Here is a 21,998-nt window from a genome sequence, read left to right on the forward strand (position 1 = left end):
GTAAAAGATACATCATTCAGCCCTGATGTCATATTACTTTCAACATCCCACATAAACAATTCCATTGTTTGAATTCATTAAGTCATATAAGGAATTAATTCTCAAACAACCACTCCATTACTGCTACACATCTGTATGCATAATCAAATGATGCCATATGATATTGAACACTCTGCATCATGGAATCATCTCCACCTGCATTCATGCCGCCTTGTCCATTGCCTTTACCACCTTCTGTTTTTTCGCCAGCTTCTTGGCTTTTTGCATCCTCTAACATTTCAGGCTTCTCATTATCTGCATCCAAAGCCGGTCTTTCAGAATCATCAGAAGAACTATTTGGACCAGCGAATGATGTTTGACTGCCAGCTTCTATTGTTCCTGATGCCCATGACACAAAGTATGCCTTTGTTCCACCTGCTAAAAGCTCTGCTGTTGCCTCAGAAAGCTCATCTGGAGTCCATGTTCCATCCCACTGGTCATATGTATAATCAACACCGTCTTCATCAAACATTTCCATGACTTCCTGCATACCATTATATGCATTTTGATCATCTTCAGCTGCGAAATAAATAAATGTCTGATCTTCAAGCGATGAAAGTGTGCTTACATCCCACTGACCATCAACAAACATGCATGCTGCATAAAGGTCTGGATATTCAGATGCCAGGATAAGTGTGGTCATACAGCCCATGGACTGACCGGTACCATAGATTCTATCTGTATCAACAGCATATTCTTCTGACACATCATCAATCAATCGCTTTGTAAGCTCCACATATTCAGTTGTACTGTATCCATTCTGGTCATCGAGAATTGTTTCTGGATATGTTGGCACCAATACGATACTTGGATTTGCAGCTTGCCATTCATCAGATGCCCACACTAGTGCACCTCGTCCCTGTGTTAATGATTTCGTTGCATCATCACCTGCACAGCTTGAATCTGCAATAAAGACTACCATTGGATATTCTTCAGATGCATCATAGCCCTCTGGTAGATAGATATTATATGTAACTGTGAGACCAGTTTCATCATCGGTGTACTCCACTTGCTCAAACACATCCGTATAAGCTTCCACTAGAGCATCTGTGTCCTCTGCGAAGCTGTTATCTACAGTTCCTGTAGATGTTGCTTCAGCCTCTGCTGTAGTCCCCTCAGTTTCCACTGTCTCACTTGTTTCTGTTGTCACCATTTCCGTCTGTCCGCAAGCAACAGCTGATAAGCCAATTGCCCCGCACAACATTAATGCTAAAATTTTTCTCATTATAAATTCCTCCAAATATTATTTTTTTCTGCTGCATACAAAATTAAAGAGATACAATTTTCATATTTGGAGTATTTTATAAAGCGAGCTACCATTCGCTGCCTTGCGACATAAGAAATAGTATCTCGCTTATGTGATACGTATGTGTTTGATATAAGAATCTTTTCAGAATATGGATTTATTCTGATTCATACTTTTTTATATAGTAAACGAAGTAGAAAGCTTGGCCACATTTTTATATTGCCTCAAATTTCAAGCTATTCTTTACTATTTTTCTAAGCATAATATATCCGATTATAGCTGTTAAAACCTCGGCAATTATAAATGTCATCCAAATTATAGATTTCGATGCAGTCCCTGAATTGACCATATTTGAAAATACAAAAGCTACAGGAATTACTAGCACAAACTGTCTCAGAATTGAAATAACAAGTGACTGAGGTCCTGCGTTAAGTGCCTGGTATATTCCCTGGAACGAAATATTAAGTCCTGCAAATAAAAAGCTTATGGAAACTATTCTCATGGCTGCAATGCAAATTGCTTCGGTCTCCCCAGACAGTCCAAACATATTTGAAAATGGCCTTGCAAATGCTTCTAAAAGCAATGTTCCAAACAACATAATTGCTGATGTATAAAGTATTCCCCATTTCATGCCATCTTTGATTCGCTTTTCATCCTTCATTCCATGGGCAAAGGAAATGATAGGTGTAATTGTATCTCTCATGCCAAAGGCTGCGAACAAAATAAACTGCTGGATTTTGTAATATAGCCCGTAAGCAGTAACCACATTTTCTCCAATGCGAACAAAGATAATATTCAATAGATATGTCATTATAGACATCAAGGCCTGAGCAATAATAGCAGGGAAACCTATTGAATAGATTTCTTTAACCATAGCACCATTCAATTTTAAATACTTTCTATCATTTGAAACTTCGTTATCGTATTTACGATGGAAATACCAACCAAGCCCCATTGATACAAACTGGCCTATTACTGTGGCAAGTGCTGCACCTACTACCTCCATCCTAGGAAGGCCAAGTAATCCATATATTAAAATTGGATCTAGAATAATATTTGTAAGCGCACCGGCAATCTGGGCAATTGTAGAATACTTTGACCTGCCATGGGCCTGAAGAAGCTTTTCATATACTGTAAAATATACATTTCCAAGTGATAGCATGCAGCAAATTCTAAGATATACCACTGCCATATCTGAAATTGTTGCATTTGTTGTTTGAGTTCCTATATAAAGCTTTACACCAAAAGCTCCAAACAGAAAAAACATTGCAAAAATTATAAATGCCAGCACTTTTGTAGTACCTGCTGCACGTGATGCCTTCTCATAATCCTGTTGACCCAGGCTTCTTGCAACCACTACATTCATACCTACACCTGTACCAATTCCAAGTGCTATTAATAATACCTGCACGGGAAAAGCCAGCGTCAGCGCATTAAGAGCCATCTCTCCATTTGCTCCCATATTAGACACAAATGCAGAATCTACTATGTTATATAGTGCCTGCATCATCATCGATAAAATAATTGGTGTTCCCATCTTTAGCATCAGCGAATTTACTGGTGCTTCCTTCATTGGATTGTTCATTAATACCTCCATAAAAAAAGCGTGTGCAACGAGCCGCCATACATACGCTGGACTTACGCTTTCGCTACACACGCTACTTATTTCTAAATATGAAATTTATCAGAAACTCTTTAGGTTGTCCAAGGACATTTTGCACAAATTTGCAATTTTTTCACTCATTGCAATATCTGAACTAAGAAAACTTTATAGTTTCTGGTGCATCTGTAAATGAGCTAAATGTTGCAACAGCATTCTTGAAGTAAAGAACCTCTGTATTATCATCATCTGCAGAATACATATTCTGAAGGGATGGATATGCATCAAGCATAGCCTGCTTTATTTCTCTTCTATCATCTGATACAAGCTCTCCAGCAACACGAAGCCACTGTCCATCTTTGAAAGCACAAACCTCTACCTTTGGATTCTTATGAATCTGCTTTGAAACATCCTTAGATTTTCCTGTCTGGATGTATAATTTGCCGTCAATAATATGTGCTGTTCCAAATGGTCTAACTCTAGGCTGATCACCTTCAACTGTTGCTAGATAATAAGTACCTGCTTCCTTAAGAAACTTTTCCACTCTTTCCATGTAATAATCCTCCTTAATTCCTTTTTCTTCATCATATCCCAATCATCAGTGAGATGCAAGTGTATTGTGCACAATTTAGTTTATCTCACGTTTTACCATTATTTAATCAAAGCTTATTACAGTTTCTAAGCATTTTACAAACTTCTCCAGCCCAAGCTTATCCTCTTTGGAGAATCTATCAAACTTAGGACTATCAATATCAAGTACACCTACTACTTTGCCATCTTTGTGGATTGGCACTACTATTTCAGAATTAGATGCACAGTCGCATGCAATGTGCCCTGGAAATTCATGCACATTTGGAACCACAAGAGTCTCATCATTTCCTGCTGCAGTACCGCATACCCCCTTACCAAGTGCAATCCTAATACAAGCTACCTTTCCCTGAAATGGTCCAAGTAAAAGCGAACCCTTATTCATCAAATAAAAGCCTGCCCAGTTTAAATCCTCCATGGCATCATAAATAATCGCTGATGCATTTGAAAGAACTGGAATGTAATTTGGCTCATCCTCAGCTAGTGCCTTAATCTGTTCTGCTAGTAAATTGTAATCTGTCATGTTTCCTCTCCGTTATTTGTTTAATATTGTTCTAAAAGATTCTGTTATTCTTTGATGATGTATTTTTGCAGCATCAAAATGAACTGTATTAAATGCCAATTGCATTATAGGTCCAGTACAAAAAGCACATATCAATGTACCAATACCAACAGGGCCTCCTAGTAGCCATCCTACAAATGTAGCTGCACTTAATAGTACAATGCTAACTACACCAAGAGGTACCTTCTTAAGCCTTTTAACCAAGCCAACTAATAATGTGTCTCTTGGTCCACATCCAAGTGCTGCTGCCATATATGTGTATTGAGTATAAGCCATTATCACAAGCCCTAATATCATTACAGGAATACCTGTTTTGACAGAGCTACATGGCTTTACAAAATCCATATAATTAAAAAAATCAACTGACTTTCCAACCACAAATGCATCTATAAACATTGCTATACCTATAGGCTCCTTCATAAGGATATCAATCCCTAAAATACTATATGAAACAATTATTGATGCAGTTCCATAAAGGATTCCAAAGCTATTTGAAATTCCGAGATTTAGAACATCCCAAGGTCCAGCACCTATGTTAGCCTGAATGGTAAGATACACACCAAAACCATTTATAAATAAACTCACTGCTGCAAGTATTACATTTGAAAAAATAGTCCTCTTATCTCTATTAGTCCTATTCTCTTCTCTTAAAAATCTATACACCTAAATATTCCTCAATAATTCCGGGTTTGGTTTTGCCCAATTTTCCTGCGCACAATTATACATCATAAATATAAAAAGAGCCAGAAGTTTTACCTTCTGACTCCAATTATTCATCATTACATTACGCAGCTTCTGCCATCTCTACCTTCCATGTTATCATCCTTAACATATCTGGCATTGAACTCCATGTTAATCTCTCGAAGCTCCTTCTTGCCTTCAATATAATCATCATACATTTCTGCAAGTCCTGCCATGCATCCATCACAGTATGCCTCGATATTTCCAAGAGATTCCTTTACTATTTGCTCTCTTTCTTCTTTTGTTGTGTCTTTGATTAAATATGACATAGTACATCTCCATTAAATAAATCTTGGTTTTGTCCAATTATACATCATATACATAAAAAGAGCCAGAGCATCGCTGTTCTGGCATTTATACCCTAAATGAACTTTACTGCTGTTCCGTATGCCATAACCTCTGCTGCACCCTGCATAACAGATGATGATGCATATCTCACACCAACAATGGCATCAGCTCCAAGCTGCTCAGCCTCATCCACCATTCTCTTAGTAGCAATCTGTCTAGCTTCCACAAGCATATCTGTGTAGCCTTTTATTTCACCACCAACTAGTGTCTTCATACCAGCCATAAAATCCTTACCAAAGTTTTTTGACTGTACGATAGTTCCTTTCACTACTCCAATGGCCTCAAAATTCTGACCTGGGATTGTTTCAATACTTACGAGCTTCATAAATTTCTCCTCCTTCTATTTCCTTTAATCTTTGTTTAAGTGCAATAACTGTTCCAACAATCATGGCACCAAAAAGCACAACAATAATAGCAATAAATCCAAGTGGTGTATCTGGGTCACTCATAGCTGTCAGGCAAATAAAAATAATCATTGCCAAAAAGAATACTATACTAACAGCTGCTGCAATAATAGGACCCTGCTTACTTTTCTTTATATCAGTTTTGTTTACATCCATAAATCTAATGCCTCCCTTCTCAAGCTTTTTCATTTCCTCAAGGTAAGATTCAGCCTGTAGATTATCAAAGTGAACATCTGCTTCAATCATTTCTCTGCACATTTCCTTCATCACATCCAGCTCCTGCTGTCTATGTGTAAAATGAGAAATATGTCTATCTAAACAATCAGCTACAGAGATTTTTCCTGCTTCAAGTCTTTTTATCTCCTCAATAGGAACCTCTAATCTTCTAAGAAGCTTTATCTTATTTAATAGGTCCACATCCTCCAAGGAGTAATCTCTATACCCATTCTCTAGATTGCGCTTAGGAATAATCAGCCCCTGCTCCTCATAAAAACGGATATTCTTTTTTGTAATCCCAACTAGTTCTTCTACTTGATTAATCTTCATGCTGTCTCCACACTTGCCAACTACTACCTGTAACTCATTCTTCTTTCTCAGTTAGTAGTCTCTTTTCTTGGTACTACTAGCTATAGAACACTTTTCCTTCTCAGATAGTAGTCTTTTTCTTTGCCACTACTACCTATAAGACATTTTTCCTTCACAGGTAGTAATCTTTTTCTTTGCCACTACTACCTATAAGACATTTTTCCTTCACAGGTAGTAATCTTTTTCTTTGCTGCTACTACCTATAAGACATTTTTCCTTTTCAGGTAGTAATCTCTCTCTTTGCCACTACTGCCTGTAGCACATTTTTCCCTCTCAGATAGTAGCTTCTCCTAAAAACTCAGTGATTAACCTATTAATTTCCCTTGGTCTGTCGGTGTTTGCATTGTGACCTGCACCTTCAATCCAGTGAAGTGGTAATCCTGTCTTAGCATGCCATACTCTGTTGTATCTTTTAGTGGAGCCTGCCATATCCTTGGTGCCGCATATAAGCATTGCAGGACATGTAATCTCATAAGGTAGCTCTGCTTCAACAGCCTCGACCAAAATCCTGTAGCCACCGCCTGCAAGACTTGAATATCTTTCTTGGTCACCATCATAGGTCATCATGAACTCCCTCATTAAGGCACGTCCGTATTCAGTGGTTGCCACCCCATTTGTACCCTGTCTCAATAGTGTCTTCCACGGATAATAGCGATACACAGGAGTCATTCTATGAAGTAGCCAAAGCTCAATTCCTATATAGTACTGCTTTTGCAATGGAGCCGAATCAATGGATACAAATCCAACAGCCTTATTAGGAAATAACTGCATAAACATTTGCCCCAAATATCCACCCATGGACTGTCCTATAATAACAGGCTTATCAAAACCATTCTCCAAAAGAATTTCATTTAGCCATGTAGCTTTGTCTGCCAGGGAAAAATCCATATCAAAAGGATAAGAAAGAGCATGTGCAGGCGCATCCCACACAAACACTGGATACATACCTTCAAAATACTCAATCTGCTTATCAAATAATCTATGATCTGCAGTTAGCCCCGGTAAAAACACCAGCTGCTTGTCCTGATTCGTTCCATCAGGATTAATCCAATAATGAATCTGCCCGCACCTTGTGCTGTAAATCTTCTCCTTCATAATTATGCAATCTCCCTATCATTTAAGTATGTCTTAAATACTAATACTGCAATAATAGTTACAAGCACTATTAGTACCAGCTCTAAAACTAAGCTTGATACATATCCTGCTAAAAGAACTGTCACAAAATCCAACCCTGCATGAAGGACAATGGCTAATAACAATAGCTGTACCTTTTTATTTGTCACTGCCTTATAAACTATATAGGATAGGCATATATGTAAGGTTACAGCAACAACTCGCTCTACTCCTGCCAGATAAAAATCCAGTGAGTCAGTAGTCCAAAGCAATGATACCTGCTGCATTGTTTGCTCTTTAGTACTTGCATCAAGTGAAGCTAACATTGGTTCAAAGGTTCCGGTGTTAATCAATATTGATGTTATCAGATTTGATATAGAAGATAATCCAACAATGATAATAGCCTCTATTCCACCATGACCTATGCCATACATTAATGCATTTAGTTTGTTGAGCCCCTTCTTTTTAAAAAGATTCATTGAAGTAAACCGCCCCATCTCTTCAAACACACCTGCTGCAAGTCCACCATAAACAGCCTTCACTAAAAGATTTCCTGTTAATGCTTCACCAAATTGTTTAATCATTACAACATGAAGGCATTGCTCTAGCACAAGTGCAAAGATAATAAATGTAGCAGCTCCTATTCCAAACCAAAGCATGTCTGCCTTTAGTTTAAGAAATGCATAAATCATAAGTCCAATCGGAAGCCCAACTGCCACTATAAAAGCAAAGCACATTCCTATAATTGATAATGCAGGTACTGTTCCCATAACAGCCTCCTTTAAAAGAATTAGTTTTAAGACTTGGCCTTGTCTATGTCTAAAATATAAACCTTCCATAAGGTGGAAGGTCAATACTATTTTTAATTCTTTTGATAAGCAACAATTATTTGACATTATACCATAATCATATTTGACCTGACTTTTCCTGACAACATTTTCTTCCAGAAAAAATTTAATTTTTTAGATTAATGCATCCCTTAAGGAATAAATAATATTTGGGGATGCATTCAGAAATTTAACTATGCATCCCAAGCTCTTAAAACAACAGCTAGGGATGCACGTAAAAAAAATAAATGCATCCATAATTGGCTTTAACACCTTTATGGATGCATTCATTCCCTAATTTATAGCAAAATATAAAGTTAAATTTTGGAAAAAGTTTAGTCTTGTGCATCCCATAATCATGAAAGCTATTAATAGGATGCATAGTTAAAAAATAAAAATATTTTTATGCATCCTGCAAATAAATTGTTGCTATTTGGGATGCATTTTATTGTGTCATCAACTATTTTGTTGTTCTATTAGCAGGATATCATCTTTTTTGCAAAGGCCTCTGCCTCAACCATCTGCTTTTCATTTGGCTTATTTCTTACATAGCAAGTTTCGTCAGCGACTTCTATTCCCTTAGCAACTAAAGCCTTCTTAATCAAATCAATAGAATGCTTTGAAATCCATGATGTAGAAAATACTACTGCCTTCTTAACCTTGCTTCCATCAATTCCTGCTAAATATTCATTCATCACTTTATCAAGACCATAGGCATATAAAGCTCCGCCAATGAATAAAACATCAATATTTTCTGTAATCTTTGCGCTATCCTCATCTACAGAAATAGGAATAACTCCAGCACCTTTTCCAATTGCCTCTGCAAGAAGCTTTGTATTTCCTGATTTTGAATAATATCTAACTGCTACCATAATTAACCTCCTGAATCATAATCAATTTTATATGCTATTTAATTGTGCGCAATTTATATTGTTAATATACATCTCCAATACCTCTATGTCAAGCAATAATAATAAAAAAGCTATCCTGCATCTATTAAATGCAAGATAGCTTTAAATCCCTTATTATATTTAGATTGTTGCTACATCCACAAGAGTGTATTCAGTAGTTGCTGATTCCAGTGATGTTGCAAGAGCAACAGCAGTATCCATAGCAGTGATACAGTTGATACCTGTTTCGATAGCATTTCTTCTAATCAAGAACCCATCACGGGTCTTATCGCCGTGGCCCTGAGTAGGTGTGTCGATTACAAGGTCAATCTTGTGTCCTAAGATAAGGTCCATTACGTTTGGCGATTCCTGTGTAATCTTATTAACCTGTCTTGCTTCTACGCCACCATCCTGCAAATACTTTGCTGTAGAGCGTGTTGCATAGATTGTATAGCCAAGCTTTTCAAACCTCTTGGCAACCTCAAGTGCCTCTGGCTTATCAGCATCCTTTACTGTGATAATCATCTGCTTGTGCTTTGGAAGAACAACTCCTGCACCAAGGAATGCTTTGTAGAGAGCTTCCTCAAAGGTCTTTGCAATACCAAGACACTCACCAGTAGATTTCATTTCAGGTCCAAGGCTGATTTCAGCACCTCTAAGCTTTTCAAATGAGAATACTGGCATCTTGATTGCTATGTAATCTGCCTCTGGCTGAAGGCCTGGCTTATATCCCATTTCCGTAATCTTGTGACCAAGTATCGCCTTTGCTGCAAGGTCAACAATTGGAATACCAGTAACCTTGCTGATGTATGGTACTGTACGAGAGCTTCGAGGGTTAACCTCGATTACATACACCTCACCATCCATTGCAATGAACTGGATGTTAATCATACCAAGTACGTGAAGTGCCTTTGCAAGGCGTTCTGTATAATCTACAATCTTGTCCTTAATGTCCTGAGTGATGGTATGAGCAGGATATACGCTGATACTATCACCTGAGTGGATACCGGTGCGCTCAATATGCTCCATGATACCAGGAATAAGGATGTTTTCACCGTCACAGATTGCATCAACCTCAATCTCCTTACCCTGTAAGTACTTATCTACAAGGATTGGGTGATCCTGGGCAATCTGATTGATGATATCCATAAACTTCTCAATTTCATCATCGTTGAAGGCAATCTGCATTCCCTGACCACCAAGTACATATGAAGGACGAACAAGTACTGGGTAGCCAAGTCTGTTTGCAACTTCCTTAGCTTCCTCTGCTGTAAATACTGTTCCGCCTGCTGCACGAGGAATCTGTGTCTGCTCTAAGATTTCATCGAAGAGCTCTCTATCTTCTGCTGCATCTACATCCTCTGCCTTTGTACCAAGGATTGGCACGCCGATTTTCATAAGATGCTCTGTAAGCTTGATAGCTGTCTGTCCACCGAACTGTACGATAGCTCCGTCTGGCTTTTCAAGATTTACGATTGATTCAACATCCTCGTTTGTAAGAGGCTCAAAGTAAAGCTTGTCTGCAATATCAAAGTCTGTTGAAACTGTCTCAGGGTTGTTGTTAACAATGACTGTCTCCCAGCCTTCCTTGGCAAATGCCCATGTAGCATGAACTGAACAGTAGTCAAACTCAACACCCTGTCCGATTCTGATTGGACCAGAACCAAGAACAAGAACCTTCTTTCTATCCTTAGTCTCTACAGCCTCATTCTCGCTACCGTAAACGCTGTAGTAGTAAGGTGTCATGGCATCAAACTCTGCTGCACAGGTATCAACCATCTTGTATGCTGCCACGATGCCGTTGTCATAACGCATCTTTCTAACTTCTTCCTCAGTCATCTTGCCATTTAAGTGAGCGATGACGCTATCTGGAAATTCGATTCTCTTTGCTTCCTTAAGAAGGTCTACTGTAAGCTCCTCCTGCTGAAGTCTAAGCTCCATTTCAACAAGAATCTTAATCTTATCAATGAACCACATATCAATCTTTGTGATTTCATGTATTGTCTCGTAAGATGTGCCACGTCTAAGTGCTTCTGCGATGCAGTAGATTCTTCTATCATCAACAACTGTAAGCGCTTCCTCAAGCTCAGCGTCTGTCATGTCGCAGAAGTCGTAGCTAAGAAGTGAATCTACATGCTGCTCCAATGAGCGGATAGCCTTCATCAATGCACCTTCGAAGTTATTGCAGATAGACATTACCTCGCCGGTAGCCTTCATCTGGGTAGTAAGCTTACGCTGAGCTGTGATGAACTTATCAAATGGAAGTCTTGGAATCTTTACTACACAGTAATCAAGCATTGGCTCAAATGATGCATAAGTCTTCTTTGTGATAGCGTTTGGAATCTCATCAAGTGTGTATCCAAGGGCAATCTTTGCAGCTACCTTTGCGATTGGGTAACCTGTTGCCTTTGATGCTAATGCTGATGAACGAGATACTCTAGGATTTACCTCGATTACGCAATACTCAAAGCTTTCTGGGTGAAGGGCATACTGTACGTTACATCCACCTGTAATACCAAGCTCATCGATGATGCGAAGTGCAGATGTACGAAGCATCTGGTATTCCTTATCACCAAGTGTCTGTGAAGGAGCAACTACGATTGAGTCACCTGTATGTACACCAACTGGGTCGATGTTTTCCATGTTACAAACAGTGATGCAGTTGCCGTTGGCATCTCGCATTACCTCGTACTCGATTTCCTTCCAGCCAGCGATGCATCGTTCAACAAGTACCTCATGCACACGTGAAAGTCTAAGACCGTTTGTAAGGATTTCTACAAGCTCTGTCTGGTTGTGAGCGATACCACCGCCTGAACCGCCAAGTGTGTAAGCAGGACGAAGTACTACTGGATAGCCGATTGTATTTGTAAACTTAATACCATCCTCAACTGTGTTAACAACCAGTGAAGCTGCTACAGGCTCCCCAAGCTTTTCCATTGTGTCCTTAAATGCCTGTCTATCCTCAGCTCTAAAGATTGTCTCTGCTGTTGTACCAATAAGCTTAACACCCTGCTCCTCTAAGAAGCCGCTTTCTGCAAGCTCCATACCAAGGTTAAGTCCAGCCTGACCTCCAAGTGTTGGAAGAAGTGAATCTGGCTTTTCCTTAATAATAATTTGCTTTAAAACATCTACTGTAAGTGGCTCGATGTAAACCTCATCAGCAATCTCCTTATCAGTCATAATTGTTGCAGGGTTAGAGTTTACAAGACAAACCTCTATCCCCTCTTCCTTAAGGGAACGACAAGCCTGAGTTCCAGCATAATCAAACTCTGCTGCCTGTCCAATGACGATAGGGCCAGAGCCAATCACCATTACTTTCTTAATGTCACTTCTCTTTGGCATTACTGCTCTCCTCCCATCATCTTAATAAATCTATCAAACAAATATCCGCTGTCCTGTGGTCCTGGGCAAGCCTCAGGATGGAACTGAACAGTGAAGATGTTCTTTCCTGTGTATTTAAGTCCTTCATTTGTTCCATCATTTACATTTACAAATGCAGGTACTGCAATCTTTTCATCAAGTCCGTCTGTATCAACTACATAACCGTGGTTTTGAGATGAAATATATACTTTGCCAGTCTCCAAATCCTTTACAGGATGGTTGCCACCTCTGTGGCCGTATTTCAGCTTATGTGTATCAAGACCATTTGCAAGTGCCATTAACTGATGTCCAAGGCAGATTGCAAAAATTGGCACATCTGATTCATAAAGCTTTTTAACCTCATCAATGATAGGACCGCAATCCTTTGGATCTCCAGGTCCGTTTGAAAGCATAATTCCGTCTGGATTTCCTGCTAAAATTTCCTTAGCCTTTGTATGTGCTGGGTAAATAGTTACCTCACAGCCTCTATCATTTAATGATTTTGCAATATTTCTCTTGGCACCAAAATCTAAAAGTGCAACCTTCTTACCATTTCCCTTAAGCACAGATTTTTCATGGCATGTAACCTTTGATACCACATCACCTGTTGCATAAGCTGCAAGCTTTGGCTTAATCTCCTCAAAGTTAAAGTGCTCATTTGTGGTAATCATACCATTCATAGTTCCACGGTCCCTAAGGATTTTAGTAAGCGCACGTGTATCAATACCAGAAATACCAGTGATGTTATGCTTAACTAAGAAATCCTGAATAGTTCCCTTGCATCTGAAATTTGATGGAATTCTGCTAAGCTCTCTTACAATAAATCCATCTGGCCAAGGTCTACCGCTTTCCATATCATCTGTAATTCCATAGTTACCAATAAGTGGATATGTCATGCACACTGCCTGTCCTGCATAGGAAGGGTCTGTGAGCACTTCCAGGTAACCTGTCATAGAAGTATTGAAAACTATTTCACTTATAACTTCTCTTGTTGACCCTATGCTAGTTCCTTCAAAAACTGTCCCGTCTTCCAAAATTAAAAATGCTTTCATCTTTCCTCTTTTCTACCCTTTTTATTAAAACTCCAAGGTAGTAAATTTACCTTGGAGTTTGTTTTTATCTAAAATAGTCTACACCAGATTCGAACAACTTCATATCCTGATTGCCATAGATGTTAATTGAAACACCATCTCCCTTACGCTCGGCATGGCACATCTTTCCGTAAACTCTACCATCAGGGCTAGTAATACCCTCAATAGCAGCAAAGCTTCCGTTGATGTTCCACTCCTCGTCCATAGATGCATTTCCATCTAAATCAACATACTGAGTTGCCACCTGACCATTTTCGAATAGCTTCTTAATCCATTCTTCAGGTGCAACAAATCGGCCTTCACCGTGTGATGCTGGAGCGCAATAAACTTCACCTGTCTTTGTACCTGCAAGCCATGGTGACTTATTGCTGACCACCTTTGTATATGCAATTTTTGAAATATGACGTCCGATTGTGTTGTATGTAAGTGTAGGAGAATCTTCAGTCTGTGTATGGATTTCTCCATAAGGTACAAGGCCAAGCTTAATAAGTGCCTGGAAACCATTACAAATACCAAGCATCAAACCGTCTCTATTTTCAAGAAGATTTGTGATAGCCTCCTTCATCTTAGCATTTCTAAATGCTGTAGCAAAGAACTTTGCAGAACCCTCTGGCTCATCACCAGCTGAGAAACCACCTGGGAACATTACAATCTGTGACTGAGCAATTGCTCTTGAGAATTCATCTACAGACTCTCTAATGTCTTCTGCTGTCTGGTTCTTAAAGACCTTAACATTTGTGATTGCACCAGCCTGCTCAAATGCTCTGGCAGAATCGTACTCACAGTTTGTACCTGGGAATACTGGAATAAATACTCTAGGCTTTGCAATCTTATTCTTGCAAATGTAGAAATCCTTTGCCTTATATAAATCGGACTGAACAGGTGTAGTATCTTCGCTGCTCTTTGTCTTGAATACCTTTTCAAGTGGGCTAGTCCATGCTGCTATAGCCTCATCCATGGTAATCTTAACATCCTTATAAGTGAATGTGGCATCATCAGTAACCTCACCAACCACATATCCGCAATCTGTAAGACCTGCCTTTGTCAGCTCATTTTCTATTGCAAGTGCAGCATCCTCTGAAACCTCAAGGACAATATCACCAACTGAGTATCCAAATAATGTTTTATTTGTAAAGCCATCTAAAATCTTAACACCAAGCTTGTTACCAAAAGCCATCTTAGATACAGCAGGTACAAGTCCGTAAGCATCAAGAGCATAAGCAGCCTTAATATTTCCCATCTCAACCATCTGACGAACAGCTGCGTAAATCTGCTTAGCCTGCTCGTAGTTTGGCTGATCATAAGCATCTCTTAAAACTCTAAGAACAAAAAGCTTATCTCCTGCTTCCTTAAGCTCAGGTGTTACTATATCACCAACCTTAGCAACATCTACTGCAAATGAAACCAGTGTAGGTGGAACATCGATTTCGTTAAATGTTCCTGACATAGAATCCTTACCACCAATTGATGGAAGACCAAACTGCATCTGAGCTCTATATGCACCAAGAAGTGCTGCAAATGGCTGACTCCAACGCTTTGGATCAGCGCTCATTCTACGGAAGTACTCCTGGAAAGTGAATCTAATCTTCTTGTAATCACCACCAGTTGCAACGATACGTGCTACTGATTCAAGCACTGCATACTGTGCACCGTGATATGGTGACCATGAGCTTACATAAGGATTAAATCCAAATGCCATCATAGTAACTGCATCAGTCTTTCCATCTGCTACAGGAACCTTTGCAACCATTGACTGTGTCTCTGTAAGCTGATACTTACCACCGAAAGGCATCAGTGTTGAGCCTGCTCCAATAGAACCATCAAACATCTCAACAAGTCCCTTTTGTGAACAGTTGTTAAGGTCTGATAAAGTATCAAGCCAAGCAGCCTTAACATCACCATTCTCTAAATCCTTAGCAACCTTTTCGATTCCATATTTATCAATATATTTTTCACTAGCATCAGGAAGCTCTACATATACATCTGTCTCCTGGTGAGCACCGTTTGTATCAAGGAAGGCACGTGACAGATTAACAATCTCCTTGCCTCTCCAGTTAAGAACAAGACGAGGCTCTTCTGTTACAACAGCAACCTCAATTGCCTCTAAGTTCTCCTCTGCAGCATACTGTAAGAACTTGTTTACATCAGCAGGAGCAACAACAACTGCCATTCTCTCCTGAGATTCTGAAATAGCAAGCTCTGTTCCATCAAGACCTGCGTACTTCTTAGGAACCTTATCAAGGTCTACTGTAAGACCAGGAGCAAGCTCTCCGATTGCAACTGAAACACCGCCGGCACCAAAATCGTTACACTTCTTAATTATATAAGAAACCTCTTCTCTTCTGAAAAGACGCTGAATCTTACGCTCTGTAGGTGGATTACCCTTTTGTACCTCAGCTCCGCAAACTGCTGTAGATTCAGTATTGTGAGCCTTTGATGAACCTGTAGCACCACCGATTCCATCACGACCAGTACGACCACCAAGAAGGATGATTCTATCACCTGGGTCAGAGTTTAAACGCTGAACAGCACGTCTAGGAGCAGCACCCATAACAGCACCGATTTCCATACGCTTAGCAACGTAATCTGGATGATAGATTTCCTTAACATATCCAGTAGCAAGACCAATCTGGTTACCATAAGAGCTATAGCCATGAGCAGCCTCACGAACAAGCTTCTTCTGAGGAAGCTTTCCTTCTATTGTATCCTTAACAGAAACTGTTGGGTCAGCAGCACCTGTAACACGCATAGCCTGATATACATAAGTACGTCCTGAAAGTGGATCACGAATAGCACCACCAAGACATGTTGCAGCACCACCAAATGGCTCGATTTCTGTAGGATGGTTATGTGTTTCGTTCTTGAAATTGATTAACCATTCCTCCTCAGTTCCATCTACATTGATTGGAACTACTATTGAGCAGGCATTAATCTCATCAGATTCTTCCTGGTCATCAAGCATACCATCTGCCTTAAGACGCTTCATAGCAAGAAGTGCAAGATCCATAAGGCATACAAACTTGTCATCTCTGTCCTTATAAAGAATCTTGAAATTATCAAGATAATCATCAAAAGTTTCCTGAATAGGAGCCTTATAAAAACCATCTTCAATAGTTACATTCTTAAGCTCTGTAGAGAATGTAGTATGTCTACAATGATCAGACCAATATGTATCTAATACCCTGATTTCAGTGACAGTAGGGTCTCTGTGTTCATCTTTGGAAAAATAGTGCTGAATGTGAAGGAAATCCTTAAATGTCATAGCAAGATTTAAGGAATCGTATAAATCTTTTAAATCATTTTCAGCCATTGAAGAAAAACCGTCAAATGTCTTGACGTCGGCTGGCTCATCGAAATTATTAGATAGAGACTCTGGTAAATCAAGAGAAGTCTCTCTAGAATCAACTGGATTAATACAATGCTTCTTTATAGCATTGAATTCTTCATCTGTAATATTGCCCTCAATAACATAAGTAGTAGCTGTATGAATTGTAGGTTCTTCATTTTCATTTAAAAGCTTAAGACACTGCTCTACTGAATCAGCGCGCTGGTCAAACTGTCCTGGGAGAAACTCAACAGAAAAGACTCTGCCATTGTAATCAAAAGTCCCTTCGTAAACATTATCAACAGGAGGCTCCGAAAAAACAGTCTTAACTGCCTTCTTAAAAACGTCGTCAGAAACATCTTGAACATCATAACGAATCAAGACTCTAACTCCCGTAACATCCTTGATGCCTAAGTAGCTTCCTATTTCGGATAGCAATGACTTGGCAGATACTGCAAATTGTGGCTTTTTTTCAACGTAAACTCTTCTTACCTTGCCCACTTTACACCTCCGTATATTTACTTGAAAATCTGTGAGTAATGCTTCCTGCCAGACTTTTATGTCCGAAAACTAGTAAATTGCTGACAGTCAGCCTCACAGTTAAAAAGAGTATAACACAAAAAATTCACAACTCCTAATAATTTTTTAGGTCAATTTTTGCCAGAATTTTGTTAATTTTAACGAAACTTCATCCACTGTGGTAAAAGAAGCATCATTCCATTCTCGAGGAAAAGTTTTTCTGTAGCTTGATAATCTAAATCGGTCGTCCAAAAGTGCAATTACACCAACATCGTCTTTTGTTCTAATAAGTCTTCCAGCTGCCTGTATAACCTTGTTCATACCAGGATATAAATAAGCATATTCAAAACCATTCTTGCCACTTTCATCAAAGAAGTCTGCCATTAGCTTTCGCTCATTTCCAACTTGAGGTAGGCCGGCGCCAAGTATCACAACACCAATAAGCTTTCCACCAACTAAATCTATTCCTTCTGAAAAAATGCCACCTAATGTGCAAAAAGCAACCATAGACTTTTCCCGCTTCTTTTCAAATTCCATTAGGAATTCTTCTCGCTCCTGCTCAGTCATATTCTGACTCTGCACCAATATATCAACATTATTTGAAATAGTCTCATACTTGCTTAGGATATCCTCTAAGAATTTATATGATGGACCAAATACCATGTAGTTGCCCTGTTTAGCCTTTACAATAGTATTTATGTATGTAGCATATTTTAAATACTCCTCATCGCCACGTTTGGTATACTTACTGGTTACATCCGTTCCTAAAAGCAATGCCCTTTTTCTTTGGTCAAAAACTGAATCAACATAGATGGCATATACATCCTTTTCATTGCACAATAGATTTTTATAATATTCTATTGGAAGAAGTGTAGCGCTAAAATATACTGTAGCTCTTGCCATCCTAAGTCTATCCTGCAGCTGTGCTGACGGGTCAATGCAATATAGATGAAGATTGAAGTTCTTATCCTCATCAAAATCGCAATAAATCCTATAATGTTCTTTGTCCTGCTGATATGCCAGTGCTGTAAAATTTCTTAATCTGAAATAAAAATCTAAAACCTCGTCTTGATATATACCGAACTTAATTTCCTTCTTAAATAACTGTTCTAATATCATCTGCAAATTATCACAGGCATTAAGTAACAAATCTATATCATCAAGAACTGTTATATCACTTTCACATTCACGCTTGTATTCAAGCATTATCCTGTTACATTTTTCAAGTGCATTAACCAGCTTTTTGCTAACAGGCTTTGCATATCTTTTGATAGAAAGTATTTCTTCTTTGATAAGAGTTTCGGAATACATTTCTCTGGCTCTATCAACCATATTATGAGCCTCATCCACCAAGAAAATATGCTCCCCATTTTTCCCATCTGCGAAAAATCTTTTTAAATAGACATTAGGGTCAAACACATAATTGTAATCGCAAATAATTCCCTCACACCAGGTGCTTACATCCAGTGCCAACTCAAAAGGACATACCACATACTCCTCAGCATAGGAAAGAATAACATCCCTTGTTATAACATTTTCCTTTGTAATGACCTCATATATGGCATCATTTATTCTATCAAAATGCCCCCTGGCATAAGGACAATAATCAGGATTACAATCCGCTTCATCACACATACACATTTTATCCTTGGCAGTGAGCATAATTGTCTTTCCCTCATAGCCTTTTTCTGTAAGCATGGTATATGCATCCTTCGCGGCTATAGCAGTAGCCGTCTTGGCAGTTAAATAAAATATTCGCTCCGCCAAATTCTGCCCCAAGGCCATTACAGCCGGATATACGTTTGCTATAGTTTTACCAGTTCCAGTAGGCGCCTGCATAAATAGAATCTTCTGTCTATAAATGCTTCTATAAACATCAGATACAAGCTTCTTTTGTCCATCCCTATACTCAAATGGAAACTGTAAATCTCTAGCGGATTCTATTAATTCTTGCTTGTGATAGTATTGAAAATCAGACCATTTTCTAAATATTCCTATGATAGTTAGAAACCATTTTTCAATTTCATCAAAAGTATAGACCTGATTAAATCGTTTTATTTCTTCCGTCTCAAGGCTCACGTATGTCATCTGAACTTCCACTGTGTCTAATTGGTATTCATTGGCGACTATATAAGCGTAGCATTTAGCCTGAGCCTCATGAACTAGTACAGGCTTTTCAAATGTCATTACATCCATGTACATGCCCTTAATTTCATCTACAGTTGCTGCAACAACTATACCGTCCTCATCTCTATCTAAAACCAAGCCATCTGCTCTGCCTTCAATACCAAGTGTGTAATCTTCATATTCAATCTGATATTTAAGTGGTACCTCTGCACTATAAAAGGGACCCATAGAATTTTGAATTTTTCTATGGATCCTACTTCCTGCCTGCATAGCCTCGAAAGGATCTACCGAACCTTTTCTGTCGTCTATATCTCCCTCTCTAAGAAGAAATTCTACAAGATTTCTGACAGATATATTTATTTGTGCCTTTTCTCCCTCTGGAGTAATTAATCTCGAAACTTTCATAATAAAAAAAGACCTGCAAGTGTTAACTTACAGGTCATATTATACAATATATTATTACGGTAAGCTATGCTTACTATAATACAAAAGCCAGTTGCTTAAGCGATATCCTTTGAATCTATACTAAGCTACAACGAACTTCTTAACTGCATTAAAGAAACCTGAATCTGAATGCTCTGAAACATAAACATCCATCTCACGCTTAACCCCCATTGCAAGCACACCTAATAGAGACTTACCATCAATGTATACCACGCCGCTGTGAAGGTCAATATCACCACCACACTTAGAAGCTGCATTAACAAACTCCTCTGCGTCCTGTGTGTTCTCTAAAAGAATTTTAAATTTCATAAAAATCAACTCCTATTACTAATTAAGACTATAACTGTATGTTAAGTTATAACATGGTAACAGGCTCATGTCAATGTAATTATTGCTAATGAATTTTCAATTATTGCATTCATTCAAAAACAAAGCCTCGGCTTTAATCCACCGAGGCTTAACATATGACTTCTTGCTGACAGAATAATGAAATTGTCAACAAGAAGTCCTACTCTACTGAATGAACATACTTCCATACCACTTTAATGCTTCTACATAAGCTTCGTATACGTCATCCATTTCTATATCATGCAATACCATTAATCTTGAAACTTCCTGCCAATCACCTGCCTCATAGCTTAGGAGAAATTCCAGCTGTGGGGCAAATATACCATCATCACTAACAAGAGCCTTCTTAATTTCATTACTTACACCTACCTGCTCTAATGCTTTATCCATTGGCATATCCAAAATAAGATTTAATAATGAAAACAATCCCATTAAGAATAGCTCGTCTTTTCTCATTGCATAATCGAAAATAGGTGCTAAATTTTCAGCAAATCTAGCTCGTACCAATGACAATCTTGTAATCTCGTTTGGTTTACCAGCTGCAAGTCCATTAAGAAGTGTAGTATTTAACCACCTTCTAAGTTCCTTTTGACCAAGTAATGCTGTTGCCTGAGCAATAGAACGAATATTGGAGTTAATAGTAAGCTTATTGGCTATTTTTAATAATTCAATAGTAAGAGCTGGATCCTGACTTATAACATTAGCAACATCATCTAAATCAAAATCAGGCTCATTTATCACCTTCATAAGTTTTAAATAGTTAATCTTTATAGGAGCTACCTCTGTATCCCCTTTATTAATAGGAACTCTAAAGAATGTTCCCTCAAACACCTTGAATAAACCAGATTCCTTAGCGCTTTCAAATTCTTCTTTTGTGTGAAGATTTTCTGCACATAAATCTATATTAGGCAAAATCTTTCTAAATTCTTTAGCTTGTTCTATTACATCACCTGTATCACTATTAATGAGTAACAAGTCAAAATCATTCATCATGAATTTGAATTCATCCAGGCTTGTTATAGGCAAATCCTTAAGAGCAAGCTTAAAGCCTTTACTCTTTAAATCCTGCAAGCGCTTATTGTATGACTCTTCTGGTTTGATTGTCTGGTCAATTAATAAAACTATTCTTCCATCAAATCCCGTTAATTGTTGCTCGATATTCGAAAATAGAGAAATATTATTAATAGGAATAATAATACTACAATTAGCTACTAAATCATCTTCAGAAACACTATCAAAAACTTCTAATCCAACAATAGAACCAGCACCATCATATTTACCTGCAATAAGTAAATGTGGTCTTTCATACATGTTCTCCTTCTGCGCATATAAACAATAAGATGCAACAGACATATCCTCATAAAAAAGTGGTACTAACGTAGCAAGCATAATTTTTCTCCTTTTTAATCCAGGTATTTAAAGCCGTAAATATATTCTGACAGAATATTCAGAATATTTATCTTTATTATAGCACTCTGTTTTTTTATATTCAATTAATAGCATAAAAAAATAGCTGTGAACAATATTGTTCACAGCTATTAGTCAAACAGGGGACGAGAGAATCGAACTCCCACCAAAGGTTTTGGAGACCCCTATCATACCATTTGACCAGTCCCCTAAATCGTAAGCGAAAAACCTAAACTTGGTTTAAGTCCCTCACCCACGCGACTAGTAAATATTAACACAATATTTAGTCGCTTTCAATAGAAAAAACACATTTTTTTCACATTTTTTCAATTGACTTTTTAGAAACAAAAAGTTCTTGCTTTCACAAGAACTTAAGTGGAGACGGAGAGATTCGAACTCATGACCCCCAGCTTGCAAGGCAGGTGCTCTCCCAA

At 38.4% G+C, this 21,998-nt stretch carries 17 protein-coding genes and 1 tRNA gene; all 18 read right to left on the bottom strand.

What is annotated here, in order from left to right:
- Positions 1-94: 94 nt before the first annotated feature.
- The 18 genes from IJ535_RS11945 to IJ535_RS12030 all read right to left on the bottom strand — a co-directional run bounded on the left by IJ535_RS11945 (position 95) and on the right by IJ535_RS12030 (position 21,775).
- Positions 95-1,264 carry an alpha/beta hydrolase-fold protein gene (locus IJ535_RS11945; protein ID WP_294303158.1) on the bottom strand — a complete coding sequence of 390 codons (1,170 nt, stop codon included), beginning with the start codon at positions 1,262-1,264 and terminating at the stop codon, positions 95-97.
- A 235-nt stretch (positions 1,265-1,499) separates the two neighbouring features.
- Entirely contained in the window at positions 1,500-2,870 is a 1,371-nt protein-coding gene (locus IJ535_RS11950; RefSeq protein ID WP_294303161.1) for an MATE family efflux transporter, read from the bottom strand.
- A gap of 172 nt (positions 2,871-3,042) precedes the next feature.
- Positions 3,043-3,438, bottom strand: coding sequence for a pyridoxamine 5'-phosphate oxidase family protein (locus IJ535_RS11955; RefSeq protein ID WP_294303164.1), 396 nt, complete (start codon positions 3,436-3,438; stop codon positions 3,043-3,045).
- Between the two features lie 102 nt (positions 3,439-3,540).
- Positions 3,541-3,996: a GAF domain-containing protein gene (locus tag IJ535_RS11960; protein WP_294303169.1), complete on the bottom strand. Its 456-nt coding sequence runs from the start codon at positions 3,994-3,996 to the stop codon at positions 3,541-3,543.
- Positions 3,997-4,008: 12 nt separating this feature from the next.
- Positions 4,009-4,698 carry a YczE/YyaS/YitT family protein gene (locus IJ535_RS11965; RefSeq protein ID WP_294303171.1) on the bottom strand — a complete coding sequence of 230 codons (690 nt, stop codon included), beginning with the start codon at positions 4,696-4,698 and terminating at the stop codon, positions 4,009-4,011.
- 116 nt (positions 4,699-4,814) lie between these two features.
- Positions 4,815-5,045, bottom strand: coding sequence for a purine biosynthesis protein PurH (locus IJ535_RS11970; protein WP_294303172.1), 231 nt, complete (start codon positions 5,043-5,045; stop codon positions 4,815-4,817).
- A gap of 92 nt (positions 5,046-5,137) precedes the next feature.
- On the bottom strand, positions 5,138-5,449 hold the full coding sequence (locus IJ535_RS11975) for a YbjQ family protein (RefSeq protein WP_090550038.1): 312 nt from the start codon (positions 5,447-5,449) through the stop codon (positions 5,138-5,140).
- Complete coding sequence (locus tag IJ535_RS11980) at positions 5,430-6,074, bottom strand: MerR family transcriptional regulator (protein WP_294303181.1); 645 nt, start codon at positions 6,072-6,074, stop codon at positions 5,430-5,432. The genes IJ535_RS11975 and IJ535_RS11980 overlap by 20 nt, the downstream gene beginning before the upstream one ends.
- Positions 6,075-6,386: 312 nt before the next feature.
- Complete coding sequence (locus IJ535_RS11985; protein ID WP_294303184.1) at positions 6,387-7,208, bottom strand: alpha/beta fold hydrolase; 822 nt, start codon at positions 7,206-7,208, stop codon at positions 6,387-6,389.
- A gap of 2 nt (positions 7,209-7,210) precedes the next feature.
- The gene (locus tag IJ535_RS11990) at positions 7,211-7,996 is read right to left on the bottom strand and encodes a YhfC family intramembrane metalloprotease (RefSeq protein WP_294303187.1); all 786 of its coding nucleotides are present in this window, start codon (positions 7,994-7,996) and stop codon (positions 7,211-7,213) included.
- A 533-nt stretch (positions 7,997-8,529) separates the two neighbouring features.
- Positions 8,530-8,925 carry a flavodoxin family protein gene (locus IJ535_RS11995; protein ID WP_294303189.1) on the bottom strand — a complete coding sequence of 132 codons (396 nt, stop codon included), beginning with the start codon at positions 8,923-8,925 and terminating at the stop codon, positions 8,530-8,532.
- Between the two features lie 159 nt (positions 8,926-9,084).
- On the bottom strand, positions 9,085-12,285 hold the full coding sequence (gene carB, locus IJ535_RS12000; protein WP_294303191.1) for a carbamoyl-phosphate synthase large subunit: 3,201 nt from the start codon (positions 12,283-12,285) through the stop codon (positions 9,085-9,087).
- On the bottom strand, positions 12,285-13,355 hold the full coding sequence (locus tag IJ535_RS12005) for a carbamoyl phosphate synthase small subunit (protein WP_294303194.1): 1,071 nt from the start codon (positions 13,353-13,355) through the stop codon (positions 12,285-12,287). The genes carB and IJ535_RS12005 overlap by 1 nt, the downstream gene beginning before the upstream one ends.
- A 64-nt stretch (positions 13,356-13,419) precedes the next feature.
- Positions 13,420-17,220 (bottom strand): phosphoribosylformylglycinamidine synthase, encoded by a 3,801-nt coding sequence (locus IJ535_RS12010; protein WP_294303197.1) that lies wholly within the window; start codon positions 17,218-17,220, stop codon positions 13,420-13,422.
- A gap of 144 nt (positions 17,221-17,364) precedes the next feature.
- Positions 17,365-19,770 (bottom strand): ATP-dependent DNA helicase, encoded by a 2,406-nt coding sequence (locus IJ535_RS12015; RefSeq protein ID WP_294303200.1) that lies wholly within the window; start codon positions 19,768-19,770, stop codon positions 17,365-17,367.
- A gap of 120 nt (positions 19,771-19,890) precedes the next feature.
- The gene (locus IJ535_RS12020) at positions 19,891-20,118 is read right to left on the bottom strand and encodes an HPr family phosphocarrier protein (RefSeq protein WP_294289641.1); all 228 of its coding nucleotides are present in this window, start codon (positions 20,116-20,118) and stop codon (positions 19,891-19,893) included.
- Positions 20,119-20,322: 204 nt separating this feature from the next.
- The gene (locus tag IJ535_RS12025; RefSeq protein ID WP_294303203.1) at positions 20,323-21,546 is read right to left on the bottom strand and encodes an EAL and HDOD domain-containing protein; all 1,224 of its coding nucleotides are present in this window, start codon (positions 21,544-21,546) and stop codon (positions 20,323-20,325) included.
- A gap of 158 nt (positions 21,547-21,704) precedes the next feature.
- Positions 21,705-21,775: transfer RNA gene (locus IJ535_RS12030), tRNA-Trp, on the bottom strand.
- Between the last annotated feature and the right edge of the window lie 223 nt (positions 21,776-21,998).

The sequence above is a fragment of the Pseudobutyrivibrio sp. genome, from assembly GCF_017471675.1.
GTDB lineage: Bacteria > Bacillota > Clostridia > Lachnospirales > Lachnospiraceae > Pseudobutyrivibrio.

Bases quoted from the DNA above. Each gene is read 5' to 3' on its own strand.
- IJ535_RS11960 (WP_294303169.1), bottom strand. From the start codon at position 3,996: ATGACAGATTACAATTTACTAGCAGAACAGATTAAGGCACTAGCTGAG.
- IJ535_RS11980 (WP_294303181.1), bottom strand. From the start codon at position 6,074: ATGAAGATTAATCAAGTAGAAGAACTAGTTGGGATTACAAAAAAGAAT.
- IJ535_RS11975 (WP_090550038.1), bottom strand. From the start codon at position 5,449: ATGAAGCTCGTAAGTATTGAAACAATCCCAGGTCAGAATTTTGAGGCC.
- IJ535_RS12025 (WP_294303203.1), bottom strand. From the start codon at position 21,546: ATGCTTGCTACGTTAGTACCACTTTTTTATGAGGATATGTCTGTTGCA.
- IJ535_RS11970 (WP_294303172.1), bottom strand. From the start codon at position 5,045: ATGTCATATTTAATCAAAGACACAACAAAAGAAGAAAGAGAGCAAATA.
- IJ535_RS11995 (WP_294303189.1), bottom strand. From the start codon at position 8,925: ATGGTAGCAGTTAGATATTATTCAAAATCAGGAAATACAAAGCTTCTT.
- IJ535_RS12015 (WP_294303200.1), bottom strand. From the start codon at position 19,770: ATGAAAGTTTCGAGATTAATTACTCCAGAGGGAGAAAAGGCACAAATA.
- IJ535_RS11945 (WP_294303158.1), bottom strand. From the start codon at position 1,264: ATGAGAAAAATTTTAGCATTAATGTTGTGCGGGGCAATTGGCTTATCA.
- IJ535_RS12005 (WP_294303194.1), bottom strand. From the start codon at position 13,355: ATGAAAGCATTTTTAATTTTGGAAGACGGGACAGTTTTTGAAGGAACT.
- IJ535_RS11985 (WP_294303184.1), bottom strand. From the start codon at position 7,208: ATGAAGGAGAAGATTTACAGCACAAGGTGCGGGCAGATTCATTATTGG.
- IJ535_RS11955 (WP_294303164.1), bottom strand. From the start codon at position 3,438: ATGGAAAGAGTGGAAAAGTTTCTTAAGGAAGCAGGTACTTATTATCTA.
- IJ535_RS11990 (WP_294303187.1), bottom strand. From the start codon at position 7,996: ATGGGAACAGTACCTGCATTATCAATTATAGGAATGTGCTTTGCTTTT.
- carB (WP_294303191.1), bottom strand. From the start codon at position 12,285: ATGCCAAAGAGAAGTGACATTAAGAAAGTAATGGTGATTGGCTCTGGC.
- IJ535_RS11950 (WP_294303161.1), bottom strand. From the start codon at position 2,870: ATGAACAATCCAATGAAGGAAGCACCAGTAAATTCGCTGATGCTAAAG.
- IJ535_RS12020 (WP_294289641.1), bottom strand. From the start codon at position 20,118: ATGAAATTTAAAATTCTTTTAGAGAACACACAGGACGCAGAGGAGTTT.